The organism is Pedobacter ginsenosidimutans (assembly GCF_001442625.1).
GTDB classification, from domain to species: Bacteria; Bacteroidota; Bacteroidia; order Sphingobacteriales; family Sphingobacteriaceae; genus Pedobacter; species Pedobacter ginsenosidimutans.
On record NZ_LMZQ01000002.1, the window covers coordinates 70,584 to 90,186 of the forward strand.

The 19,603-nt window shown below is 37.8% G+C and carries 17 protein-coding genes and 1 tRNA gene; 12 read left to right on the forward strand and 6 right to left on the reverse strand.

Annotated features, from left to right (window positions below):
• Positions 1 to 2: 2 nt before the first annotated feature.
• Positions 3 to 1,919 (reverse strand): tetratricopeptide repeat-containing sensor histidine kinase, encoded by a 1,917-nt coding sequence (locus ASU31_RS02915; protein WP_057930905.1) that lies wholly within the window; start codon positions 1,917 to 1,919, stop codon positions 3 to 5.
• A 580-nt stretch (positions 1,920 to 2,499) separates the two neighbouring features.
• On the opposite strand from ASU31_RS02915, the gene ASU31_RS27370 reads away from it, so the two are divergent.
• From ASU31_RS27370 to ASU31_RS02955, 10 genes are all read left to right on the forward strand, one after another.
• Entirely contained in the window at positions 2,500 to 2,691 is a 192-nt protein-coding gene (locus ASU31_RS27370; RefSeq protein WP_157257913.1) for a hypothetical protein, read from the forward strand.
• Positions 2,692 to 2,743: 52 nt separating this feature from the next.
• Complete coding sequence (locus tag ASU31_RS27375) at positions 2,744 to 2,926, forward strand: hypothetical protein (protein ID WP_131029367.1); 183 nt, start codon at positions 2,744 to 2,746, stop codon at positions 2,924 to 2,926.
• A 50-nt stretch (positions 2,927 to 2,976) separates the two neighbouring features.
• Positions 2,977 to 3,174, forward strand: coding sequence for a hypothetical protein (locus ASU31_RS02925; RefSeq protein ID WP_157257914.1), 198 nt, complete (start codon positions 2,977 to 2,979; stop codon positions 3,172 to 3,174).
• 84 nt (positions 3,175 to 3,258) lie between these two features.
• Positions 3,259 to 4,191 carry a grasp-with-spasm system ATP-grasp peptide maturase gene (gene gwsG / locus ASU31_RS02930; RefSeq protein WP_057930908.1) on the forward strand — a complete coding sequence of 311 codons (933 nt, stop codon included), beginning with the start codon at positions 3,259 to 3,261 and terminating at the stop codon, positions 4,189 to 4,191.
• A gap of 4 nt (positions 4,192 to 4,195) precedes the next feature.
• Entirely contained in the window at positions 4,196 to 4,357 is a 162-nt protein-coding gene (locus ASU31_RS27380) for a hypothetical protein (RefSeq protein ID WP_157257915.1), read from the forward strand.
• Positions 4,354 to 5,442, forward strand: coding sequence for a hypothetical protein (locus ASU31_RS02935; RefSeq protein WP_057930909.1), 1,089 nt, complete (start codon positions 4,354 to 4,356; stop codon positions 5,440 to 5,442). Before ASU31_RS27380 ends, ASU31_RS02935 begins: the two co-directional genes overlap by 4 nt.
• A gap of 1 nt (position 5,443) precedes the next feature.
• Complete coding sequence (locus ASU31_RS02940) at positions 5,444 to 7,636, forward strand: peptidase domain-containing ABC transporter (protein WP_057930910.1); 2,193 nt, start codon at positions 5,444 to 5,446, stop codon at positions 7,634 to 7,636.
• Positions 7,626 to 8,933, forward strand: coding sequence for an HlyD family secretion protein (locus ASU31_RS02945; RefSeq protein WP_057930911.1), 1,308 nt, complete (start codon positions 7,626 to 7,628; stop codon positions 8,931 to 8,933). Before ASU31_RS02940 ends, ASU31_RS02945 begins: the two co-directional genes overlap by 11 nt.
• A gap of 231 nt (positions 8,934 to 9,164) precedes the next feature.
• On the forward strand, positions 9,165 to 9,626 hold the full coding sequence (locus ASU31_RS02950; protein WP_057930912.1) for a hypothetical protein: 462 nt from the start codon (positions 9,165 to 9,167) through the stop codon (positions 9,624 to 9,626).
• A gap of 516 nt (positions 9,627 to 10,142) precedes the next feature.
• Positions 10,143 to 10,538, forward strand: a complete 396-nt coding sequence (locus ASU31_RS02955; RefSeq protein ID WP_057930913.1) for a hypothetical protein — start codon at positions 10,143 to 10,145, stop codon at positions 10,536 to 10,538.
• Between the two features lie 29 nt (positions 10,539 to 10,567).
• Here the strand turns inward: ASU31_RS02955 and ASU31_RS02960 are convergent.
• Positions 10,568 to 10,639 (reverse strand) — tRNA-Arg (locus ASU31_RS02960).
• Positions 10,640 to 10,813: 174 nt separating this feature from the next.
• Positions 10,814 to 12,922 carry a methionine--tRNA ligase gene (metG, locus tag ASU31_RS02965; protein ID WP_157257916.1) on the reverse strand — a complete coding sequence of 703 codons (2,109 nt, stop codon included), beginning with the start codon at positions 12,920 to 12,922 and terminating at the stop codon, positions 10,814 to 10,816.
• 40 nt (positions 12,923 to 12,962) lie between these two features.
• Here metG and ASU31_RS02970 point away from each other — a divergent pair, with 40 nt between their 5' ends.
• Positions 12,963 to 13,862, forward strand: a complete 900-nt coding sequence (locus tag ASU31_RS02970; RefSeq protein WP_057930914.1) for a S66 peptidase family protein — start codon at positions 12,963 to 12,965, stop codon at positions 13,860 to 13,862.
• A gap of 1 nt (position 13,863) precedes the next feature.
• Entirely contained in the window at positions 13,864 to 14,271 is a 408-nt protein-coding gene (locus ASU31_RS02975) for a DoxX family protein (RefSeq protein ID WP_057930915.1), read from the forward strand.
• Between the two features lie 65 nt (positions 14,272 to 14,336).
• Here the strand turns inward: ASU31_RS02975 and ASU31_RS02980 are convergent, their stop codons facing one another.
• From ASU31_RS02980 to ASU31_RS02990, 3 genes are read right to left on the reverse strand one after another with little or no spacing between them, the layout of a single operon-like run.
• Entirely contained in the window at positions 14,337 to 14,786 is a 450-nt protein-coding gene (locus ASU31_RS02980; RefSeq protein ID WP_057930916.1) for a hypothetical protein, read from the reverse strand.
• An 8-nt stretch (positions 14,787 to 14,794) separates the two neighbouring features.
• Entirely contained in the window at positions 14,795 to 16,270 is a 1,476-nt protein-coding gene (locus ASU31_RS02985) for a SusD/RagB family nutrient-binding outer membrane lipoprotein (protein WP_057930917.1), read from the reverse strand.
• 18 nt (positions 16,271 to 16,288) lie between these two features.
• A complete protein-coding gene (locus tag ASU31_RS02990; protein ID WP_057930918.1) occupies positions 16,289 to 19,417 on the reverse strand; it encodes a SusC/RagA family TonB-linked outer membrane protein in 3,129 nt (1,042 codons plus the stop codon).
• Between the last annotated feature and the right edge of the window lie 186 nt (positions 19,418 to 19,603).

Sequence of the window (19,603 nt, forward strand, 5' to 3'; positions counted from 1 at the left end):
ATTTAATCGTTAACTATTGGAATCAGTATTTCAACAAATACGCCTGTTACCGCATTTGTCCGCTTATCACTTACTTTAAATTGAGCCTGCTGCCCGTTGGCAGTAAAAAGCAAATCGATTCTTTCTTTTAAAATCACCTGGGCAAGCGATTGTTTCTTTGGGGTTTCGATAGGCTTTGGACCCAGTCCACTTCCGTTATCATCTATTTCGATTGCCAGCAAACCGTCTTTAATTTTGAAAGATATGGCTAGCAAACCCTTGTACCCTATATTTCTAAAACCATGTTCAATTGCATTTTCTACAAAGGGCTGAACAAGCATGGGCGGAATTAGCGTTTCGTTTAAATTCAATTGATCATCAACTATAATTTTATAATCGAAAACATCGGCATAACGCATTTGCTGCAACCGGAGATAATTGTTTAGCGAAGCTATTTCTTCTTCAATTTCGATAAAATCTTTTCTGTTCTGCTCCAGCGTACTGCGCAATAACTCCGAAAAAGACCTGAGGTAGCACACAGACTCCTCAATATGCCCCGAAGCAACCAGGCTTTGTAAATTGGCTATGGCATTGAAGATAAAATGTGGGTTCAATTGCGCCTGTAACATTTTCTGTTCTACACTTAAGCGCTGGTTTTCTGACTTTAATAATTTATTCTTTTCCCTTAAACGCTGCTGGCGGTAGAAACTATAAAAGAAAGAAACTACACTGAGAAAGATGATCAGGGCCAAAAAAAGTGTCCAGCGTTGCTGTTTAATAATGGTTTCGTTCAATTTATTGCGGCTATTTAACTCTGCTATATTCCGGTCTTTTTTTTCTGTCTGATATTTTTCATGAATTTCGGCAACCTTAACGGCTTCGATCGCTTTATAGTTACGCAGTTCGATAGAATAGGCAGAATCTGCAGCTTGAAGCGCATGGGCAAAATCGCCCTTCATTTTATAGGCTTCGATGAGGCCGTTATAATAGATATCCTTTTGCCTGACCGATGCGTCGCGTTTTTCGAATGCTATACCTTCTTTATAATATTTAATGGCCGAATCGGGCTGTTTATTCTGAGAAAATGCGGTAGCCAGGTTATTGTAGGCAATACCATTGAGGTTATTGGTTTTTTTAAGGTAGTTGAAATAAATTTTACTGCAGGCCAGGGCTTTGGCACTTTGCAATTGCAGGCTGTAAATCTGTGCTTCGTTATCGTAAGTGCGGGCTATTGCCAGGCTATCGCCAACCTGCTCTGCCAAACGTCGGGCCTGGGCGTTATAATGTGCCATTTTTTTAAAATCGCCCAACCGCGATGCCAACAGGAACGAAATATCAAAATAACGTTGTTTAATTACAGGGTGTGCATTAAACGGATTATGCTTAAAGTAAATAGCAGCGTACTCAATTGATTTTTTTTCGTTTCCGTTCTGAAAATAAGCCCGTGCCAGCAAATCATAAAAATAATGGGTTAGCTGGCTATGCCGCTGTTCAGAAATTTTCAAAGCCGCAAAAATCTGCCCCATTAAAGCAGGCTCTACCATCGATCCGTCGACCATTTTATGGGTTAAAATACGAGAGGTTTTCAATAGCTCAATATCATCATTCGGGTTTAACCCTCTCATTTTCTGGTAGGCAATTAAGCCACTATCCCTTTTCTTTTGAAAGACATATTTTCTGGCATGGAAATAATGATAATAAGGGTTTGATTCTTTATCAGGATCCTTGCCCAACAGGCTGTCTTGCTGGTAAACTATTTTTTTTATCGCCGCAGCTGATAAGGTATCGAAAGACAGAATAAGCGATAAATTATCCCGGAAAGCAGGTTTTTTAACAGACTGAGGCTGAGCCGTAGTGGTATTTCCCTTATTTCTGCAAGCGGGAATAATAAGAAAACAAATGGTACAAAGGGTAATCAGGGTTCTTGCAATAGTATTCATTAATAGAAATTGAATTATATGTATTTTATTCCCTTTAAGTGTGAATTATTTAATGGTTAAATTTATAAATAGTCGGTTTCAAAAAGAACAACTGGTAAATATATGCAGGCTTTCGCTCCATATTTGTATCGATTAAACAATTATCTGGGGAACAGCTAATCAGTTTTTCTGTCTAAAGCTCAACCTTAGTACCTAAAAACTTGTTAAAATACGAGCCTATTTAAGCTAAAAAGCCCATTCCATCCATCAAGGCTGTATTTATAATACATGGCAAAACTAAACCATTAAGCGCTAAGCCGCGGCAGGCGTTTAACGCATAAACATCAAACTTTTACGAATATTGGCTCAACCCTGTCACATATCAACTACTGCTTGCATTGCCTTTAGTTTCTTTCCAATTTTAAAATTAATTAACCAGTTGCAATCATTAAGTAGCCAATATAAACTGCCTATTAAGATTTATACCATTATGTTTTTTGTAGACGTGCAAGAAATATGATTATGAATAGCTGATCAGCAAAAACCCAAACGCCAGGGTTAAGATGGCGAAGTTTATCTATTACATTAAAATTATTTTATTATGAAAACAAACAACAAGTTATTTGAGAAAAGGATTGACTTAAAAAGCTGTCAAATCAATGGAGGGAAATTAGCCGAATCGAATACTACAGTTCGCACAGAAACCTGTACGCAAGGCTGTTCTGATGTACGTTATACCGTTAAGGACGATAATAAAACAACCATACAGGTTTGTACTGAATACAATTGCTAATCACGCCAAAAAACAAAAACTACAATACCTGTTAACCAATAAAGTAAATAATATGAAAGGTTTATTTGAAAAACGAATTGATTTAAAAAATTGTCAAATCAATGGTGGAAGGTTAGCTGAATCGCAGGCGACTATCCGTACCGAAACTTGTTCGGGCGGCTGTTCTGATGTAAGATACACCGTTAAGGACGATAGTTATAAAACCATACAGGTTTGTACTGATTACAATTGTTAATCATACTAAAAACAAAATTACAATATCTGTTAACCAATAAAATAAATAATATGAAAGGTTTATTTGAAAAACGAATTGATTTAAAAAATAGTCAAATCAATGGAGGAAAACTCGCAGGCTGCATGAGTGAATGTTGGGTAAGAACCGGCACAACCAATTCGCCTGATGGCCAGTACACCTATTACAATGATGATGGAAGTGTGAGAAGTGTAAGAACGGTACAAGGCCTTTCCAGCTCGACTGATTAAAGCCGCTCCGATTAAAAAATGGAGGATTAACAGCCTCCATTTTTCACCAAATTAAACAAAACATAAAGTTAACTCCAATTAAGCATGATCCTGATTTTCTCCATTACTGATGATTACTCTACCGCTATGGTTATTAACTGGTTATTACATCTGAAAAAGAAATTTATCCGCATTAATGAGGATACAGATGCAAAACTGATTTCGATTACAGAAAAGGATTTTATAATCAACATTAATGGAAAAACCATTCACAGTAATGAAATAACCAAAATATGGTACAGGCGGGGGGATATAGACTTTGTAAAAAACTTTAATAGTCAACATATCAGTAATTACCTATCGGCAGAAAATGCAAGTTTAATGGAATACATTCATTTCACTTTCGATAAAAAAGACGGCATAAATAATTTTAAAACAAGAGATATAAACAAACTTCATTTGTTGGATTTATGCAGTAAACTTAAAATACCGGCACCAAATTTTATTGTTACCGGAAATAAAGAAGCCTTACTTGAATTTTATAAGCAGGAAAAAAACATCATTTCTAAACCCTTAAACGCTCCTCTTTCTATTTTTGATACCGATGATTTTATTCATCTAACCTATACAACCGAAATAACAGCCGCTGATATTGAAGCATTGCCAAATGAATTTGTCCCTACATTTTTCCAGAAAAACATTTTAAAAAGCTATGAAATAAGGTGTTTCTACCTCAATGGCAATTTTTACGCAATGGCAATTTTTTCTCAAAGCAATAGTAAAACCAAGGTCGACTTTAGAAATTACGACAGATCGAAACCCAATAGAATAACACCTTACCAGTTTCCAAAATATTACGAGCGGAAAATTAAAGGCTTGTTGGATAATATGGGTTTGAACTGCGCTTCTTTTGATGTCGTTCTATCCAAAGAAGATCAGCAATATTATTTTTTAGACCTCAATCCTATTGGTCAATTCGGAATGGTTTCCAGCCCTTGCAACTACAACCTGGAAAAGGAAATTGCTTTAAATCTATAATCACATGAAAAAAATCAGCCTGGAAATTCAAAGTGGAAATGCGCCCATTCATTTAAAATCTTTAGTTAAAAAAGAAAAGCCGAGGTATTTAATCAAAACCAGAGAATCTAAAATATTCTGCACCAAAAGTTTACAGTTAGACCTACTTTATAAATCGCCGTTATGAATAAATTATTTTTAAGAAATCAATTGTGCATTCCTGTTAAAGGTTACAATAGGGCAATTATTTATGATATTATTCGGAAAGATTATTTTTTTATCCCTAACGCGCATTATGCCGTTTTGGATACCAACGATGTAATTAATTTTAATAAAATTACCGACCGGGAGGAAAAAGAGGAGTTGGTAGATTTTTTACTTAAGGAAGAAATCATATTCGAAATAACAGACCGGGAGGAAAAAAACCGTTTCAAAAGTTTCAACAGAAATCTTGAGCAACCAAACCTGCTCACTAATGCAATTGTACATTCGGATACAGACCCTGTTTTTTTTGATTTTATTAAAGATGAATACCTTTTAAACGTATCAGTTATAGCGCCTCGGATAGATGATCATCTGTTCGCGCTTTTAGCGAAAATAGATACCCTTGAAATAGATAGTGTTTACCTGTACATTGAAAACTTTGATCAGGAAAGCTATGAAACAACACGTCAGCTGATCTGCAATCACCGCTTAATTTTTTCGGTTAATTTCTTCAATTCAACCAGCCAAACAGAAACCACCCAACTACATCAAAATGTTTATTTTAACTTTTTTGAGGAAGAATTTGCCACCTATAAAACCAAACTAACTACAGATAAACTGTCGTTAAATAACGAACATTTTTTAGAGGCCTACAACGTTCATTCTTATTATTACGGAAAGGTATACATCGATCGGGAAGGGAACATTAAAAATGGTTTAAATAATACGTATAGCTTTGGCAATGTAAAACTGTTAACCAAAGATCTGTTTTTAAATACCATCCATTCGGATAAATTTCGCGAATTAGGAAATATCAACAAAAACAATACACTTGTTTGCAGCGATTGTGAATTTAGGTATATGTGTGTTGATAGCCGGGTGCCTGTTAAAGGTGACAAGAAATGGTATCATCAAGCTGAATGTGCTTACAATCCTTATTTATCAAAATGGGATTATGAAGAAAATTATATTAACCTAAAGGATTCTGGTGTTGCCATCTCTGCAACGGGATGCGTTATAGACCAGCAAAAATTATCAAATCATTTTAATATGGCCTGGTCAGTTTAGCATGAAATCTTTCCCCTTTTATAAACAACCCGACAATAAGGATTGCGGACCAACCTGCCTGCGCATTATAGCCAAACACTATAAGAAAAGCATTGCGTTGCAGCAAATCAGAACCCTTGCCGAAACCACCAGGGAAGGAAGTGGTTTGCTTGGCCTTAGTAATGCAGCAGAGGCCTTGGGCTTTAGAACATTAGGTGTTAAAATAAATTTTAATACCCTGTTGGCCGATGCGCCATTGCCCTGCATTGTACACTGGAATAAAAACCACTATGTTGTGGTTTATAAAATAGACAAGGCCGGTAAGGTTTATATTTCAGATCCCGGTTATGGCTTAATTACCTATACCAAAGCCGAATTTATAAAATACTGGATCGGCGAAAATGCGCACGAAAATACAGAAGAAGGTATTGCCCTTATTTTAGAAACAAGCCCTGCATTTTACACCAGTGCTTTCGAAGACACAGAAAAGAAAACAAGTTTCTCTTTCCTCTCCAGGTATTTGCTAAAATATAAATCGCTCGTTATCCAGCTGGCCATTGGCTTGCTGGCCGGAAGTTTATTATCGCTTATTTTTCCCTTCCTTACCCAAAGCATTGTTGATGTAGGTATACAGAACCAGGACATTAACTTTATTTACCTGGTTTTGCTGGCCCAGGTGATGCTTTTTATGGGTAAAATGGGCATCGAAATCATTAGGAGCTGGATCTTGCTACATCTTTCTACCCGAATTAACATTTCAATCATTTCCGACTTTTTTATCAAGCTGATGAAACTTCCGATCAGTTTCTTTGATACGCGGATGACAGGTGATATCATGCAGCGGATAAACGATCACCACCGGATAGAACAATTGCTAACCAGCTCCTCGCTCAATACCCTCTTTTCGATGGTAAACCTGCTTATTTTTAGCATTATACTCTTCATTTACGATTACCGGTTATTTATCGTGTACCTGCTGGGCGCGCTTTTGTATGTGGGGTGGATTGTGTTTTTCCTTAAAAGAAGAAAAGAACTCGATTATAAAATGTTTGCTCAGGTTGCGCAAGAGCAGAGCACGGTGATAGAACTGATTAACGGTATGCAGGAAATAAAAATGCATAATGCCGAAAAACAGAAACGCTGGGGCTGGGAATTTTTACAGGTAAAGTTATTTAAGATAAAAATAAAGGCACTCTCGTTAGAGCAGTGGCAATCGGTAGGTGGTGGTTTTATTAATCAGATAAAAGATATCCTCGTTAGTTTCCTTGCCGCAAAACTGGTTTTGAGTGGTAACCTCACCCTGGGCATGATGCTTTCGGTACAATATATCATCGGCCAGCTAAACAGCCCCCTAATGCAGCTCATAGAATTTATCAAACAAACACAGGATGCCAGAATTTCGCTCGAAAGGTTACAGGAAATTCATGATAAAGACAACGAAGAAGGCAGCGAAGAACAGTATGCCACCGAAATTGCGCAGAAAGATATCGAGCTAAAGGCTGTATCGTTCAGGTATACAGGAGCCGATTCGCCTGTTTTCGAGGATTTAAACCTGGTTATTCCCTTTCAAAAAACCACGGCTATAGTTGGGGCCAGCGGTAGCGGAAAAACAACACTTTTAAAACTGTTGACTAAATTTTACGAACCCGATAAAGGCGAAATAAAAATTGGCAGCACCGATATGAAAAATATTTCGCCCAGGTACTGGCGCGACCACTGCGGCGTAGTGATGCAGGAAAGTTATGTGTTTAATGATACCATTGCCAATAATATTGCCATTGGCGAAGATGCGATCGATAAACAAAAGCTGAGAAAAGCCATAGAAATTGCCAACATACAGGATTTTATAGAAAGCCTGCCTTTAAGTTACAACACCAAAATTGGTAACGAAGGTATGGGCGTTAGCGGTGGGCAGAAGCAAAGGTTGTTTATTGCCCGGGCCGTGTACAAATCGCCTGAATACATTTTTTTCGATGAGGCCACAAGTGCGTTAGATGCCAATAACGAAAAGATAATTATCGAAAACCTGAACCAGTTTTTTAAGGGTAAAACGGCCATTGTAATTGCCCACAGGTTATCTACAGTTAAACATGCAGATAAAATTATCGTGCTGGATAAGGGAATGGTTGTAGAAGAAGGCAGCCACAACGAACTGGTGGCAAAAAAAGGAGAATATTACAGATTAATAAAAAACCAGCTCGAACTTGGAAACTAAAAAAGACAAACTGTACGAGGTACAACTGCGCTCGGAAGGTGTACAGGATATTCTGTCAGAACCACCTCACTGGATGTTCCGCTGGGGGAACGTGGTTATCCTGGCCATCCTTTTAATGATTTTGCTAATGAGTTATTTCATTAAATATCCAGAGTTTGTACCCGCAACAATTGTGGTTACCTCGCAGAACCCACCAGAAAAATTACAGATCAGAACCGATTCTAAAATTGAAAAAATATTCATCAGCGATCATCAAAAGGTAAAAAAAGACGAAATATTAATGGTTTTACAATCTACCGCAAGTTATAAAGACATTTTACAGCTTAAAAGCATTGTAGATTCCATTTCTCCCGATCAGCTGTTTTCGTTTCCGGTTGATAAAGTTTCGCGGTTCAAATTAGGTGAGCTACAGGGCGATTACAATAATTTTGCAAAGGCTTTTCAGGATGAGCAGCTGTTTGCCAGGCTTAAACCCTATGCGCCAGAAAATGTAGCAACCGCTCAAAACATTCAGACCAATAAAAGCAGGATAATTGTATTAAAAAGGCAAAAAACATTTGAAGCTTTAAAATTCGAACTGGTAAAGAAAAATTATCAGCGCGCCCAGCTGCTGTTAAACCAAAAGGTAATTTCGGCTTTGGAATTTGAAAACGAAAAAATTAAATTTTTACAGGCGCAACAGAACTTAGAAAACCTCGATATCTCTTTATCGCAAACAGATGAAGCCATTTTTAACCTCAATAAAACAAAAAGCGGTGCAACCATAAATGCAGAGAAAGATAAAATCAATTTCGCCGCGCAAACCTTACAGCTACTAGAGCAGTTAAGGCGTTCGCTAAGGGCCTGGGAGCAAAACTACCTGGTGGTTTCTTCTACCGATGGTGTAATCAGTTTTCAGCAGTTTTGGGGCGAAAATCAATTAGTAAAACGTGGCGATCCTGTTTTATCTATTTTACCCGACCAGAAAAAGGCACTTATCGGGAGAATGTTTGTTGCTGCAACCAATTCGGGAAAAATTGCCAGGGGAGAAAAAGTTTTAATCAAACTCGACAACTACCGCTACCAGGAATATGGCATCATAGAAGGAAGGGTTCAAAACATATCTTTCACGCCCGACGAAAAAGGCAATTATTATGTAGATGTTGTGCTTCCCAAGGGCCTGAAAACTTCTTATCAGAAAACACTTCCTTTCGATAAAGAGCTAAAGGGAAATGCCGAAATTGTAACACAGGACTTACGGTTAATTGAGCGTTTTTTTTACCAGATCAGAAAGCTTGCCAGGTACCAGTCAGAGTAGAACAATGGTAGGATGTTAGGCAGCTGCAAAAAGCATTTGTGTAAACATTTGTTGGGTGAAAGAAAACCTTATCTTAGACAATAGAAAAATTAAAGATGATGAAATCTATGCAACTTATATCAAGAAATTCATCCAATAACGGATCCTAATAATTGGCAGAATAGAGTTGCTACATTTGAACAGACATTAAGTAAAGGGAATTCATAACTTGTATAAATAATCGATGGCCTTATGAACAAAATATGGATACAAATTGACAAAATTTCTTTCTCACTCTACCACAACGAAAAGAAAATTGGAACTTTAATTAGAGGAGATGATTGGGCTAAGCAACCCACAACTTTTAATATATATTCAGAACACTACAAAATTGAAAATCGTTCCGGGCTATTCCGTAAAAATAGTAACCTGATATCTGATGATCGCGGCGAAACGATTGTAGATATAAAACTTGGTTTTAACCAGAAATTTAAATACCAAAATCGCGAATTTCGATTGATATTTAATGATACACCGCTTTGGAAGTGGACAATAACACAAGACGACAAAATATTGACTTCCTATGAAATCAGTTTGTTGCACCCCGAAATTGGACCAAATATAGAATGCGATGAGGAAGAAGCAGAAAATTATATGTTCGACTTTATTTTAGGAAACTTGACATTGGGCAAAAGCAAGCAGGACCTTTATTAAGTAAAACAATTAAAAGTACAATGGAGCGATATAGCGACAAATACTATGATCTGTTTATAATTTATTTAATTCAGCTTTCAGAAATTTGCAGAATTTCTCCGGTAATAGTTTAGCATTTCTTCTGCCTCATAATTTAATATTGCATCAATTTCCCGCGAAAGCTCCTCCTCTGATGGGGAATCCATGAAATTATTCCCTGTAATACCAGCTTACAGGAGCATTTACTTTACCTTAAGCAACCATGACAACGAAAAATCGGTTGTCGAAACACACTAATATGAATATCAACAAAAACGGCCTTTCTATTGCAGAAAAGCCGTTTAATGCGGAGATTTACCTCTCCAAGTGGTCTCAAAGACACCGATTTCAAACTATTTTTTGGAAGATTTACTGCTAATTATTGATATTCTAGGGCTTGAAGAGCGATTTTGAATATCTTGACGAGACAGATTTCAAACTTTTTTATAACTTAAATTATTAAATCTTAAATTCGATTATTTTTAAATACAGACTCTCTTGTATATAAGATTCATCACTCAATTCATTAATGAAAAAGGACAGAATAAGACTGGTCTATTCCAAGCAATGGGCTTCATTCGTGATCATCCATTAACAGATGATGAGGACGAGTCGAAACTTAAGGATTTAACATCGTGGTTTGAAGAAAATCTTGACGCCCCCAAATGGTTTGCAAATCCTGTTGGAAGGAGGCACGAAACTAAATCATTGTCATGGTTTAAAGACACGGCAAAGGAACACATCTTAAAAGTAAATGAATTGATAGAGATTTTAGAAAAATATGATTTAATCATAGAAAGGGTCACAAGCAAAGATCTCGGTCACAAGGTTTATGAAGACGAATTTCAGGTTTCGGCAGAGCCACTAAAATCACATCGAAAGAGAGTAATATAAAAGGAGAAGCGTAAACTTCTCCTTTTATGTGGTCCCGACGAGAATCGAACTCATATCTAAAGTTTAGGAAACTTCTATTCTATCCGTTGAACTACGGGACCATTTGTTGCGCAAATATAACAAAAGTTTTGTCGCAAGAGAATTCATTTTAACAAGCATTTATCTAAGGGAATTGTATTAAAAACATAAATTATAAAAAACTCCTTTAGGCTTATGGCATAGGGATAAGCCATTTGATATTAATCAAACGGCTTTATATTTTAATGCAGCAAACACTATCTAATTACACTGCCCTCTTGGAACTTTTCTACAGGTGCCACAAAAGTGAGCTTGCCTTCGGCGTTTTCGGCCATCAGGATCATTCCCTGCGATAAAATCCCTTTGATTTCGCGTGGGGCAAGGTTTACGATCATACTTACCTGTTTACCAACAATATCTTCTGGTTTATAATATTCGGCGATACCAGAAACCACTGTTCTTTCATCAATACCGGTATTTACCGTTAATTTTAACAGTTTTTTTGTTTTCTCTACCTTTTCGGCAGCAACAATGGTGGCTACACGGATATCCATTGCCGAGAAATCGTCAAACTGGATATTTTCTTTTGCCGGAACAGCAACGACATTACTGGCTGCGTTACTGGCCTTGCTTTGGTTTAGTTTCTCAATCTGGAAATCGATCTCTGCGTCTTCAATTTTATCAAACAAAAGCACAGCTTCGCCAATTTCGTGGCCACGTTTTAACAGGCTCACCGTACCTGCATCATCCCAATCATGCCCGCCATTTTGAAGCATTTTCATTAACTTTTCTGCTGTAAATGGTAAGAAAGGTTCAATCAGGATCTGGATATTGGCAGCGATTTGAAGCGCAACATTCAATATTGTTCTTACACGGTCTTCATCGGTTTTAATCAATTTCCACGGCTCGGTTTCGGCCAGGTATTTATTTCCTAAACGGGCAACATTCATTACTTCTGATAAGGCCTCTCTAAAACGGTAATTCTCGATAGATGCAGAGATTTTAGCAGGGTACCCGGCTAGTTCATCAATAACAGCCTGGTCTACATCAGTAATTTCCATGCAGGTAGGCACTGAACCACCAAAGTATTTATGCGTAAGTACCACAACCCTGTTTACAAAGTTACCCAGGATGGCCACCAATTCATTATTGTTTCTCGCCTGAAAATCTTTCCAGGTAAAATCGTTATCCTTGGTCTCAGGAGCGGTTGCGGTTAATACATAACGCAATACATCTTGTTTTCCTTCAAACTCTCTTAAATATTCGTTCAGCCAAACTGCCCAGTTCTTAGAAGTTGATATTTTTTGTCCTTCTAAGTTTAAAAATTCGTTTGCCGGCACATTATCGGCCAGGGTATATTCGCCATGCGCCATTAACATTGCAGGGAAAATAATGCAGTGGAAAACGATGTTATCTTTACCGATAAAGTGGACGAGTTTGGTTTCGTCGCTTTTCCAGTATTCTTCCCAACCACATTTATCGTTTTCGTAACTGCTGATATAGTACTCTTCAGCTTTAGGGTTCCACACATCAAGCTTGGCATAATTGCACAGCTCTTTGGTTGCAGAAATATATCCAATAGGCGCATCGAACCACACATAAAGCACTTTACCTTCGGCATCGCGAAGCGGAACACGAACGCCCCAATCTAAATCTCTGGTCATGGCCCTTGGCTGTAAACCTGCATTTAACCAGCTTTGGCATTGGCCGTACACATTTGGGCGCCATTCTTTATGGCTTTCGATATAAGTACGTAAGCGGTCTTCGTATTTATCTAGCGGCAGAAACCAGTTTTTAGTTTCCTTTAAAATTGGTTTATCGCCTGATAAGGTCGATTTTGGATTGATTAAATCGGTCGCATTAAGTGTAGAGCCACAGTTTTCGCACTGATCGCCATAAGCATTTTCGTTACCACATTTAGGGCAGGTACCGGTAATGTAACGATCGGCTAAAAATTGTTTCGCAGTGGCATCGTAATATTGCTCGGTAATCTCTTCGGTAAAAACGCCTTTATCGTAAAGGGTTTCGAAGAAATCGGCAGCGGTTTGGTGATGGGTAAGTGATGAGGTACGGTGATAGATATCGAAAGATACGCCGAATTCTTTAAAAGAATCGCCAATAATCTTATGGTACTTATCTACCACTTCCTGAGGCGTAATCCCTTCTCTTTTGGCTTTTAAAGTAATGGGTACACCATTTTCGTCAGATCCACAGATGAACTTTACATCGCGTTTATTCGACCTTAAATAACGGGCATAAATATCTGCAGGGATGTAAACACCGGCCAGGTGCCCAATATGAACGGGTCCATTGGTATATGGAAGCGCTGCAGTTACGGTATATCTTTTTATTTTACTATTATCCAAAACAATTTTTATTAATTTGGCAAAGATAAGTGTTTTGAAGATGATTAAGCAGCCCCCGTATTTAAAAAAAGGAGATAAGATTGCCCTGGTATGTCCGGCAAAGAAATTACCCAAACCTATAGACCATGCCATAGCGCGATTAGAAAGCTGGGGTTTGGAGGTTATTGTTGGCGAAAGTGTATACGCCAGTCACCACCAGTTTGCAGGAACTGATGCTTTAAGAGCCAAAGACATTCAGTATTTTTTAGATGATCCATCTATAAAAGCCATTATTTCGGGCCGTGGCGGTTATGGTACCATCAGGATTATTGATGACCTGGACTTTACAGAATTTAACAAGAGCCCTAAATGGTTTGTAGGTTTCAGTGATATTACCGTACTATTGTCGCACCTTATTGCGCAATGTAATACCCAGTGCATGCATGCGCAAATGCCCTACACTTTTGATGAATCTACCACAGAAGCTTTGATTTCTTTACAACAGGCTTTATTTGGCGAAAAACAGACCTATTCTTACCAGAGCGCCTTTAAAAATAGGGCAGGAGAGGCGACCGGGGTTTTGATTGGTGGCAATTTAACTTTGCTCACCATGGTACAGGGCTCGGTTTCGGAAATGGATTTTACCGATAAAATTCTCTTTTTGGAAGATGTTGGCGAACAGGAATACGGTATAGACCGCATGTTGCGTATGCTGAAAAGAACGGGTAAGCTAAAAGCCTTAAAGGGTTTGGTTATTGGTGCCTTTAATGAAATTGAAGAAGAAAAGATTTCTTTTGGGCAAACGGCTGATGAGGTAATTTGGGATATTGTTAAGGAGTATGATTTTCCGGTTTGCTTTAATTTCCCAACGGGACATATCGATAACAACCTCAGTATGGTTTTAGGAGCTGAGGTGAACTTAAAAATAGAAACAAATAACGTTCAATTTAAATATTTATAGGATGGCAATTTTAGATAATTTAGGAAAATACCGCAATACAGGTTTGTTGCTGCTACGCATTGGTTTAGGCGCAATGTTTATTATTCATGGTTTCCCGAAACTTGCAGGTGGCCCAAACGGCTGGACTGGTTTAGGGGGAAGTATGAAAGTGATAGGCATAGACTTTTTACCTATATTTTGGGGTTTTATGGCAGCTGCTACCGAAACCTTTGGTGGTTTCTTGCTAATTGTGGGTTTGTTTTTCCGTCCGGCGCTAATTTTATTAATCTTTACGATGATTATAGCAGCGCTGGTTCATTTTGGTAAAGGAGATGGATTAGGCGGTGCCAGTCATGCAATAGAATTGGGTATTGTATTTTTCGGACTGATTTTTATTGGCCCGGGTAAGTATAGTGTGGATAAGAAATAAGTTTAAATTCCTTCAATTTAAAAAGGAAGGCCTGGAAAATTTCCAGGCCTTCCTTTTTTAACAAATTATCCGGTAATGTTGATGGTAAAAAAGCGTTTTACTGTCTGTCCATTCCCGAGGGTGGCTGTAACCGTTAACACAACCGCACCACTTGTACCAGAAGTTGGGAGTGGAGCATCAGCTGCACCCCTTAAATCCTTAACTAATTTGGTAAAAGTATAAGTACCACCGCTTACTGTTGCTGTACCCAGGTTGTTGATAACTGTACCTGTTGGCGTGGTAAACAAAAGTGTTTTTACATCTCCACTATAGGTAATTACAATATTTACAGTCCCTGTTCCTTTTGTGGTAGGAGTAGCACTAGCATAACTTGAATAGGTACCCGATACCGTATTTAAGTTACCATCAAAAGTAATGGTAGAGGTTGTATCAAGTGTTTCAGGTTGCTTTGGGTCTTTTTTGCATGAGGCCAAGCCTAAAATTGATGCAAATAATATGATTAAAATTCTTTTCATAGTTATAATTATTTATCCCAAAATACAGATTTTACAAATACTGAAGGTCGGGCCGGTGTGTTAGGGTTGTAGCTTCTTTCGTTGAATGAGTATGGTAATATACGCGGGATGGCTGTTGCAGGAGATACTGGCGATAGTGCAGGAAATCCTGTTCTTCTCCAGTCTGTCCAAGGCTCTATGGCAACCCCAAAGTTGGATACAAATTTTTCTTCGATAATTTTTTGCAGGGCATTACCTGTTGCCAAAGTTCCATTTGTTGAAGCCAGATAAGTAGTTAAACCAGCGGTTACAGCCGCAGCCTCTGTGGCGTCTGAAAACTCAACTGCACTTGCAAATGAAGCGGTTATACCAGCTTTATAATAAGTATCTGCAGTAAGTAAATTATTTCCTCCGTTTGTTCTGGCAAAATATTCAGCTAAAATCTGATTTTGCTCAGCAAAAGTTAACATTCTTATTGGTGCCTCACCAGAATATGCCCCTGCTGAAAGTTTCCCTCTAAGATAAGTGCTCATGCGCGAAAAAGCAGTACTTACCACTACATCACCATTGCCATTCGTGGCGCCAACATATGCAGTTCCCAGTAAGGTGAAAAATGAATTTCTTCTACTATCGCTCTTGGCATTCATGATATCAACCAATGTTTTACTTGGAAAAAACTGGTTTGGTCTTGAGCCTTCAAATTGGTGAATAGGGTTGGTTTGATTGGCAGAAGTTAAAAAGCGCATTTGAAAATTGTCGGTATTTGCCCTTAACAGTTTATTGGCAGCCAATATAGCGGTTATGCCTGTTTTAGCTTTTGTTGCATCTGCGGCTGTTCCATTGGTAGAAAAGTAGTGGATATACATTCTTAATTTTAAAGCATTTCCAAAACGTTCCCATTTATCCATGTCACCACCATAAAACAAATCATCAGTAGTTGGTGCCAACAAAGATGCTTTTTTAATATCAGCAATACCTTCATCAATTAAACCAAACAGATTATCATATATGGCTGAAGATCCATCAAACTTGGGTTTTAAATTCGCTTCATAACCAATGGCTTCTGAATATGGAAGATCTCCAAATGCATCAACATGGGTTTGATAAACATAAGCTTTTACCAACTCTGCAACACCTGCATATTTTGGGCTTGTTGCTTTGGTTTTTTCGATCACTTTCTGTAAATCAGCTAAAGTACCTGCAAAAGTAGCTTCCCAGGTATTATTGATATCACCTTCACCAACAGCATATTTATCATATTGCGTTGGTTGGGCTGCACCACCTCCCTGCGCAGCAAACTGCTGTACCCATAAGGCAGTAAAACGATGTATATCGGAGCCCATTGTAAACCCCAGCCTACCCTGCGCAGCTGGCAAAACCAAACTGGCATCGGGATCTTTTAATCGTGTAGGATCATCATTAATGTCTACAAATTTCTTGCACGAGCTCAGTCCTGTCATGGCTAATGCCAATCCAAAAACTATTTTCTTTATATTAATTTTCATATTTAAACTCTCCTAATACTAAAATGATAATTTTAAAAATCCACCATAGGTTCTTGTTTGAGGCTGGCCGTTATACTCAATCCCCAGTCCGTTACCAACACCCAAAAGGTTATTCTCTGGATCAAGATGAGGGAAATTAGGCGCATACATCAAAAGGTTTCTTCCTGTTAAACCAACATTAATTCCTTTTATAAAGCTCAGTTTGTTTAATAATTTGCTTGGGATGCGATAAGATAGTGTAGCCTCACGCAACCTGATCCAGGAACCATCAAAAACTGCATATTCTTGCGCTGCCGAAGAGTATAAATCACTATAATATTGTTCGGCTGTAATTAATGTATTATTGGGAGTACCATCAGCATATACAGCATTGTGCGTATATAAACGATCTCTATTTCCTGTTTCTGCAGCAACACCATATCTTCTTAAGTCGGTAATTGTTCTCGAATAAATATCGCCACCATAACGGATATCGGCAAATAAGCTTAATGATAAACCTTTATAAGAGAAGGTTGTATTTACACCACCGGTCCATTTTGGATTTGGATCACCGATCGGCTGTAATTCTGCAGTATTGATCTGCCCAGAACTCAACCTACCGTTCGCATCCACAACATCTTTCCCGTTAAGTTTCTTAAATACCTGGCCAAACAGGGTTCCATATTGATAACCGGTAACAATACGGCCTTGTGGATTGGTAAAACCACCATTACCGATAAAAGGTACACCAGGTGCTAACTCTACTACTTCGTTTCTTCCTTTAGTAAAGTTTACAGATAGATCCCAGATAAAGTCAGTAGATTTTACCGGTGTTCCACTGATCAACAACTCAATACCATGAGCTTTTAAAGTTCCGGCATTAAGCAAAGTACTGCTAAAACCAGAAGAAGGCGCACTGGGAACAGAAAATATAATGTCGGTACTTTTTGTACTATAATAAGCAACATCGATGCTCAACCTGTCTTTTAAAAACTTAGCCTCTAAACCAACTTCCCTTGAAGCCGTAAATTCTGGTTTAATATTAATGTTACCAGCTGCATTTGAAAAAGTTTGACCATTTACGCCATTAAATGGAAAGATTAAATTTGGCCCAAAACCATCAGAAGGGCCTGCAGTACCAAAATAGGTGCCGGTACTGTAAACTGGAGCTTCTCTACCTACTTTTGCATAGTTAGCCCTGATTTTCAAATAAGTTAAAATATCATTTTGCTTTAACTCGGGAAAAGCCTCTGTTGCAATGAAACTGGCATCAACCTTAGGATAAAAATAACTTCTTTTATCAGGTGCAAAGGTTGAAGAAACATCTCTACGTCCTGTAAACGACAGGTATGCAAAAGATTTATAATCTAAACTAATATCGGCATATACCCCAACCAGGCTTTGTTCTGTTACAGCTTGAAACGGAACATAAGTTAAGGTATTAGAGATATTGTAATTATGGGCAGCCTGTATACCATTACCAGTAATCTGTAGCTGATCCAATCTTCTGTAATTGATCTCGTTACCTAATAAAAATCTGGCACCAAAATCTTTCCAAAACCTTTTGTTGGCCACTAAATTAAAATACGAGCTTACCTCGCGTCTATTGGTGGTATTATCAATAATAGACCCAGCCCTGCTTGCTGATTGGTTATTATTAGATGATTTCTCATTAATTGTTTTCGATACATTTGTATATTGATCTATACCAATTTTATAATTGGCACTTAACCAGTCTGCTATTTTATAATCTAAACCAACATTACCAATGGCACGGTCTATTTTTTGTTTAAAAAGAACATATTTGATAGACCATAATGGATTATCTGATCCTAAAATATTGTAGTAGGTATAACCTGCATTGGGAACACGACTTGTTGGTATATTATTTAAACCTGCTGCTGTTTCAAATGGATAATTTGCGAGGTTATATGTTCTGGGCAAAGTCATACCATCAAATAAAGGATTAGACCTTGCATTACCGGTAGGCGTACCCACAGAATTATTATGGATGTACTGAATTGAAGAACTAATGGTTAAATTTTTACTCAATTGCGTACTTGCATTAACGGTAAAGTTATTTTTAGCCAAAGTGTTATTATCGATATATCCATTTTCTTTAAAATTTCCATAATTAAAGTAATAGGCTGTTTTTTCGGTACCACCAGAAAAAGTAACATTGTTCTGTAAGTTATAACCTCCTTTAAATATGTCTTTAACATTATCTGGATAGGCAGTAAGGGTTTCCTGATTACCTAAATAATTGGTAACTGTTTGTCCGGTTACCTTTGTTCCCCACGACATTTGAGAGAAAGGATCATATAACCCATTGGTTCCTTGTGAGTATTCGTTCTGATAATCTGGCAAACGATTAACTTCTATGTAATTATAGTTACTGCTTAATTCTACTCTTCCGGCCTGGCCTTTGCTTCCCTTTTTAGTAGTTACAATAACAGCTCCGGCAACGGCTCTTGAACCATACAGCACAGCAGCGGCAGGTCCTTTTAAAATGGTTACAGATTCAATGTCATCCTGGTTTAAATCAATACCCCTGTTAGAGTTGGTACTTCCAGTATTAACACTCTGGCTTCCTCCACCATTATCAATCGGAATACCATCAAGTACCCATAACGGCTGGTTCGATCCGGTAAAAGTTGTGGCCTGCCTGATATTGATATTTGATGATGCACCTGTTGCACCGCCTGTTGATAAGATTTTTACACCAGCTACTTTACCTGCCAGCGCATTAACCACATTGGTTGAGCGGCCAGCGGTTAAATCGCTGTTCTTAATCGTAGTAGTTGCATAACCTAACGATTTGGTTTCGCGCTTTTGGCCTAATGCCGTTACCACAACTTCTGATAGAGACTTTGAATCTGTTTCTAAAGATGCATTTACAACGCTACCTCTAATAGCAATTTCTTGTGTGGCATAGCCTACCGAAGAAAAAATTAGCACCTTGGCTTCTGCGCTTACCTTGATGGAAAATTTACCTGCGGCATTTGTAGAGACGCCAGAGTTTGATGCGTCTTTAATTCTTACACTTACGCCAGGGAGGGGTAATCCATCTTCCTGAGCCGTAACTGTTCCAGTGATTGTTCGATCTTGCGCTATTGCTGAAGTGGCAATAAATAGCAATATGAACAAACTTTGTAGAAGTTTTTTCATAAAAATAATTTAGTTTAGTTAATAATAATCCAATATATGATTTAGTATTGTGTAATGCAAATTTTACAATTTTAAATTTGCATTATTCAATAAAAATCAATGCCCTTGTAAAGAAGCGCTTAGCACGTTACAGTTAAAAACCTGCTTTTTTTAAAAAGTTAAGAGAAATAATATTGTTAATTGAAT

What these genes read in the sequence shown, in the direction of transcription:
- ASU31_RS02915 (WP_057930905.1), bottom strand. Translation starts at nt 1,919, where the DNA reads ATGAATACTATTGCAAGAACCCTGATTACCCTTTGTACCATTTGTTTT.
- ASU31_RS27370 (WP_157257913.1), top strand. Translation starts at nt 2,500, where the DNA reads ATGAAAACAAACAACAAGTTATTTGAGAAAAGGATTGACTTAAAAAGC.
- ASU31_RS27375 (WP_131029367.1), top strand. Translation starts at nt 2,744, where the DNA reads ATGAAAGGTTTATTTGAAAAACGAATTGATTTAAAAAATTGTCAAATC.
- ASU31_RS02925 (WP_157257914.1), top strand. Translation starts at nt 2,977, where the DNA reads ATGAAAGGTTTATTTGAAAAACGAATTGATTTAAAAAATAGTCAAATC.
- gwsG (WP_057930908.1), top strand. Translation starts at nt 3,259, where the DNA reads ATGATCCTGATTTTCTCCATTACTGATGATTACTCTACCGCTATGGTT.
- ASU31_RS27380 (WP_157257915.1), top strand. Translation starts at nt 4,196, where the DNA reads ATGAAAAAAATCAGCCTGGAAATTCAAAGTGGAAATGCGCCCATTCAT.
- ASU31_RS02935 (WP_057930909.1), top strand. Translation starts at nt 4,354, where the DNA reads ATGAATAAATTATTTTTAAGAAATCAATTGTGCATTCCTGTTAAAGGT.
- ASU31_RS02940 (WP_057930910.1), top strand. Translation starts at nt 5,444, where the DNA reads ATGAAATCTTTCCCCTTTTATAAACAACCCGACAATAAGGATTGCGGA.
- ASU31_RS02950 (WP_057930912.1), top strand. Translation starts at nt 9,165, where the DNA reads ATGAACAAAATATGGATACAAATTGACAAAATTTCTTTCTCACTCTAC.
- ASU31_RS02970 (WP_057930914.1), top strand. Translation starts at nt 12,963, where the DNA reads ATGATTAAGCAGCCCCCGTATTTAAAAAAAGGAGATAAGATTGCCCTG.
- ASU31_RS02975 (WP_057930915.1), top strand. Translation starts at nt 13,864, where the DNA reads ATGGCAATTTTAGATAATTTAGGAAAATACCGCAATACAGGTTTGTTG.
- ASU31_RS02980 (WP_057930916.1), bottom strand. Translation starts at nt 14,786, where the DNA reads ATGAAAAGAATTTTAATCATATTATTTGCATCAATTTTAGGCTTGGCC.
- ASU31_RS02985 (WP_057930917.1), bottom strand. Translation starts at nt 16,270, where the DNA reads ATGAAAATTAATATAAAGAAAATAGTTTTTGGATTGGCATTAGCCATG.
- ASU31_RS02990 (WP_057930918.1), bottom strand. Translation starts at nt 19,417, where the DNA reads ATGAAAAAACTTCTACAAAGTTTGTTCATATTGCTATTTATTGCCACT.